Below are 5,163 nucleotides of genomic sequence, written 5' to 3'. Positions count from 1 at the left end.
TTCAGGGGTATATTTTACTTTTTTCATCGGGACATTCTCTCAGAAAGCTTGGTCTCCGACAAACCCGGTACGGTTCACTTTTTCTGTCGATGGTCCCATTGCAGAGAACAAGTCTTGAGTCAGTTGACGCGCCTGTTTCAATATCTGATCATCAGTCTGACGCTTTTTAATGATGGCAACTTCACGGCGACGGCGGCTGTTCTGTAAAGGTTCCAGCGCATCTTTCAGCTGCAAGGTTCCCCCATTTAACTGCAGCGAAATTCGTCCCATCGCAGCCAATTGACCTGCCAGTAGTAAAATCTCGGCATCCGGCCAACCATAAGGACGTTTAGCAAAACGCTCGACCACGTCAGACACCAGAATACGTTCTGTACCGGTTGCACGCAGCGAAATATACTGTTCCACTTCCTGTAGGGCTTTCGGATTCGTCTGCCCACCATCTAGGGATAATCCCAGCTGTGCCATATCATCTACAGTCAATACGGCGTTCAGTTCACGCCAAGCATCCTGCTGATAGACCTGCAGATAGCTCAGTTTGGTATAGGTGTTTTCCAGCAGATAACGACACGCCTCATCCAGCTTGCTGGAAGGGCTAGAAGATGAAAGCTGCAGATGTTGACCCAAGGCATAACTTTCCGCGTCCAGCAACATTTCCTCGACCCGGGCACGCAGACGTTTTTTACGTTCCTGGTTCTCACGGCCACGGTCTGTCAGAATACGGGTGATATCGGACTGGGTGCCATCATCATTTAAACGAATGAATTTATTGGTTTTCAGCCAAGTTCTGAGCTCATTAAAGAACTGCTTGTCATCACCGAGTTTAAAGAGCACCTGTCCTTCAGCACTTTTACCAATACAAAAGGCTTCGCTGTAAAGGTTGTATTCAGTATCTAAAGGAGAAATGATTTCAACTTTCAAATCACTCTCATACTTGCCATCTAGGCTATGGCTATCCAGAAAACGACCCACCACATAGTCCATTTTATTGGCCTGATGGCGGTACTTGTTCTGATCCCGGAGTAAATCTTTAAAAATGAGATTGGCTAACTCTTTATTTTCTTCTGAAGCAGCTAAGTCAGTGGCTTTAATTTTTCGGGTGATATCACGTTCTTCATTGGTCAGGAACAGGAACTCATCGCCATTGCGGGTAATCAGGCTTTCCTTTTACAGACGCAGCAGGCTTTCTTCAATCCGCTTGCGTAATGCCAGCTTATCTTCGTCAATTTTCTCAATCGACAAGGTCACCAGATTATCCAGTGTGCCTTTAATGATATCGACATAGCGGATCATGAACAGGGTACGCAGCATCTGTACATCAAAACCATCCAGAGTCTTATTCTCACCGGCCTGGTCGATAGTACGTTTAACCGCTGTATCCAGAAATCCTTCTACTGAGCTGTAGAATCGGTGGAATGGAACCAAAGCCCCCACCTCATCCGTTCCAATGGCTTTAGCGGCCATCTGGAACGCATCCAGCATAGATCGCTCACCATAGGCCAGATGTGCACCGGTCGCACCGACTTTACGGATTTCTTCAAAAACTTTCTGCACCAGTTGAAAATGATACGGCGCAAAAGGATAGTTATTCACAAAGCTGTCAGGACCATCGAAATTTTTCAGTGTTGGTCCTGAACGGTCAAAGGTAATCTGGTTTTTTAAGATATCGCCCTTTTGCTCAAACACCGATCTGAGCAGTGCTTCAGCTTCCGGGGTCTTGCGCAGTAAACGTTTCTGGATGACTTCATCGGTATTGGAACTGGACAGTGATAAACGGGTTTTAAAACGTCCGGCAATCTTAGAGAAGTCATTGGCTTTGGAAGAAGACAGCTCGCCTAAAACCGCGTCGATGTCCGCTTGTGAGGTGACAATAATCCAGGCCCGGCCTTTACAAATGGTGCCCAGATTTTCAGTAATGGTCTGCAGGGTCAGCATCAAGCGGGTATCACTACCAATAAACTGGCCCACTTCATCGACCAGGAACAGCATCCGTTGCTGTGGTCCTTTACTGTCCAGGTATTCTTTGACCCACTGACAGAAGTTTTCCACCGAAACACTAAAGGTCTGCTCAGAATCTTCAAACCATTTATGCGCAGCTTCAGCGGATAGGTTCAGTGCCTGAGAAATCGCTGTTTCGACATCATCCTGATAAAACTGAAAGCCATCACGTTCATCCAGCCAAGAGAGACCACTGGACTGCTCAAAAGCCTGTTTAAAGCGTTCATACACCCCTTTCTGACTCAGGTGGCGCTCCATATGGGCAATGTGTGGATGATCAGCGCTAAAACTCTGATACTCGTTAAACACCCGTAAAAACACATTCAGGATCGGATTGCCATCGTCATTGGAACTGGCTTTACTGTCGATGTTAAACAGGATGACATCGGCATGATGGCTGACGGCCTTGCCAATATCGGCACGGATAAACGCATCACGGATTTTAGATTCATCAAAGAACTCGGCTGCGCTACGTTCCTTACCTTCAGCATCGCTTGCCACTTTATTGGCCAGAATATAGGACAAGGTTTTCAGAAAATGCGATTTACCTGAACCAAAGAACCCTGAAATCCACACGCCGACACGATTGGCAATCGAAGGGTCGCTGAGGTCTGTACCATAGGACTGGAAAAAGTCACGAAAATGCTTTTCCAGTTCATTGGTGACCACGTACTCATCCAGCTCCTGGTAAACCGTGGCATTATCATCCTGATCTGCCTTCACCACCCCGTTAATTGCACGATCTAATGGCTTGTAAAAAAGTTCTTTAATATTCATCTCAATCAATTCCCCGAATTTTTATGGCTATTTGTCGTGCTTATGGCACCAATCTGAAGGCTCTGTAGTAATTGTTGCTTGGGATTTTTCCAAATAAACTCATGGCCTGACCGTCGTAATAGCCCGGATAAAACAATACGACCGGCTTATGCCCCAGCAAGGAATGCAAACTGTTTAACAAATGATGTGCACGTAATAGCGGCCAAACCGACCCCACCCCCGTCATCAACACTATATCTTGCTCATTGGTGGCATATTTGCTCACCAGATACGGCGCAAACTTATCCATATGCAATGGACCTTTCAGTGCTTTGATGAGCGCCTCATCGCCTTTGGCTTTTTGCATCTGAATGGCTTTATCGATAAAGTTGCGCTCAGCCAGGTAATCCACCACTGCTTGTAGCAGATTAATATTCACCACCTTCAGTTCACTGTGTTTTTTCTCCAGCATCCCTTCCAGAAAATGAATATATTCGCGGACTTTCAGCTCATCTTCAGGCGCATAATCAAAAATCCAGAATCCAATTTCATTGCCTAGCCCCTGACCGGTTAAAAACTCGGTTGAAAGAATTCGCTCTGGAATCTGATTCAGACGCTCATGTATTGCTTGACTCATTGCTGCCCCTCTACAACAACTACCGCGTCCATAGCGACACTTCCATAGATCTTTTAATACGTTGTTTATAATGTTCTTCCAACAGGCTACGCAGCTCTGCTCTGACGATCACACGCTGCAACTCCAGCGTACGGGTACTTTTTAAGTAACCGGCTTCTGCCAGCATGCGAAACACCACCTGCCCCATTTTTTTCTTGCTGGACTCTTTCCATTCACAGATATCCGGATCGCGTTGTGAGCGCTCATCCAGAAAATCTGACCAAATATAACTGTCCAGGTATTGAGCCTGGGAGATATAGGCCTCTCTCATCACTGTTTCCATAAACTCGAGCAGCAACAGGTTGCGTTCAAGTGCCCCACAAAAAGCCACCTGAGTCGCCAGCTCATCATCCCCATCCCGCAAAGCTTTCCAGAAATCAGGCTCTAAGCGCTCCAGACGCTTACGAATGGCGGTGGCATTGCGTTGAGCTGAAGCAGGCGTTCTTTTTTGCAGAATATTGTCAATCTGAATTGCCTGATGCCATTGTTCTGGAGTCGCTTCTCGTAATAACAGATCCGCGATCAGCCGGCTTTCACGCACCATCAGGGAGCCACCAATCAGGTCACTGTCATAATGAAATTGCTCTAACATAGCCAATCTCCTATGAGGCCTGATCAAACAGGTCAGACGACAGCTTTTCGATATCTGAGCCTTGTAACACTAAGGGATATTTCAAGGCATCTTCCGCCTCAGCCAGCGTGATCGCGGCCTGATATCGCTGCAAGGTATAGTGAGCTAGGGCTTTTTTCACCGGAATCTGTAATCTGCCATCAGGCATGCCGAAGTCTTTTTCGACCAGCGCTTGTTGTGATGAGTTCAATTTTGGATTAGGGATCAGCGTCAGTACAATTTCTTCATGCCATTGCTGATCCTGAGCAGGGTCTACTGACTCAATCGCCACCACAACAGGTGTACGATCAATTCTAGAGAGTAAAAAGTCCTTAAACTGCTTGGTCTGATGGCAATAGGCACGGACATGCCAGCGAAAACCGGTATACACCAGGGTGTGTGGGGAAATGATGCGTTCATGCCACTGCGGATTCTGCATCGAGGCATAAATCATTTTTAAAGTGTTTTGGTTTCGGCAGGCACGCAAAACTTCCCGAATCACTTCAGGACGTACACTGCGATCAGGTAATTGAACTGCTGCAAGATTCGGTTCTGGTGTCGCAATCAGGGTATGCGATTCACTGACCAAACCTGACAGCATATTGAGATATTCATTGATATGTACGGTAGTCAGCACCGGTTGAAACGTGGCTTTAGGCACATAGCCTTTTACGGAGGGATCATGGACCAAGGCATCTGGGTTATACAGCGTATTGTAACGCTTGATATCCGCAGAAGCCTGCTGTCGACTGAGCCCAAACCAGCTCATTAAACGATTGGTAACCAAACGACCTTCCCAGTAAGCAAGCAGCTCGATCGCTCGCATTCGTAGCAGGACTTCATGCTTATCTGTCGTCATATACCAATCAGTCAATAAATAGCAGCTTTAAGATTACCCTACAGCAAATATACAGTAAACATTTTTGACGGTATTTAAAGGTAGTATTGCAATCACCAGATAAAAAATATACTAATATCGTGATGATAGCTGTCAAAGTAAGATCTCTAGCAGATCATGGATCCTGGTGTAGAGCGTAAATTGAGCTAAATTTTAGAATGAGAGCAATATGGGTTTTAGATTTCGTAAAAGTATTAAATTATTCCCGGGTTTTAAAATTAATCTGAC

The 5,163-nt window shown here is 46.0% G+C and carries 3 protein-coding genes and 1 pseudogene; all 4 read right to left on the bottom strand.

Annotated elements, in window-relative coordinates:
* Positions 1-78 precede the first annotated feature (78 nt).
* Positions 79-2,772 (bottom strand): annotated as a pseudogene (gene brxC, locus Q0017_RS13190) (BREX system P-loop protein BrxC); the annotation flags it as partial.
* Positions 2,773-2,812: 40 nt separating this feature from the next.
* A complete protein-coding gene (locus Q0017_RS13185; protein WP_298147729.1) occupies positions 2,813-3,388 on the bottom strand; it encodes a DUF1788 domain-containing protein in 576 nt (191 codons plus the stop codon).
* Positions 3,389-3,407: 19 nt separating this feature from the next.
* Entirely contained in the window at positions 3,408-4,019 is a 612-nt protein-coding gene (locus Q0017_RS13180) for a DUF1819 family protein (protein WP_298147726.1), read from the bottom strand.
* Positions 4,020-4,029: 10 nt separating this feature from the next.
* Positions 4,030-4,896 (bottom strand): YafY family protein, encoded by an 867-nt coding sequence (locus Q0017_RS13175; protein ID WP_298147723.1) that lies wholly within the window; start codon positions 4,894-4,896, stop codon positions 4,030-4,032.
* Positions 4,897-5,163 lie beyond the last annotated feature (267 nt).

The organism is uncultured Acinetobacter sp. (genome assembly GCF_947624825.1).
Taxonomy (GTDB): domain Bacteria; phylum Pseudomonadota; class Gammaproteobacteria; order Pseudomonadales; family Moraxellaceae; genus Acinetobacter.
The sequence above is the reverse complement of the archived record's forward strand: the minus strand, read 5'-3'. Positions and strand labels throughout refer to the sequence as shown.

What these genes read in the sequence shown, in the direction of transcription:
- Q0017_RS13180 (WP_298147726.1), bottom strand. Translation starts at nt 4,019, where the DNA reads ATGTTAGAGCAATTTCATTATGACAGTGACCTGATTGGTGGCTCCCTG.
- Q0017_RS13175 (WP_298147723.1), bottom strand. Translation starts at nt 4,896, where the DNA reads ATGACGACAGATAAGCATGAAGTCCTGCTACGAATGCGAGCGATCGAG.
- Q0017_RS13185 (WP_298147729.1), bottom strand. Translation starts at nt 3,388, where the DNA reads ATGAGTCAAGCAATACATGAGCGTCTGAATCAGATTCCAGAGCGAATT.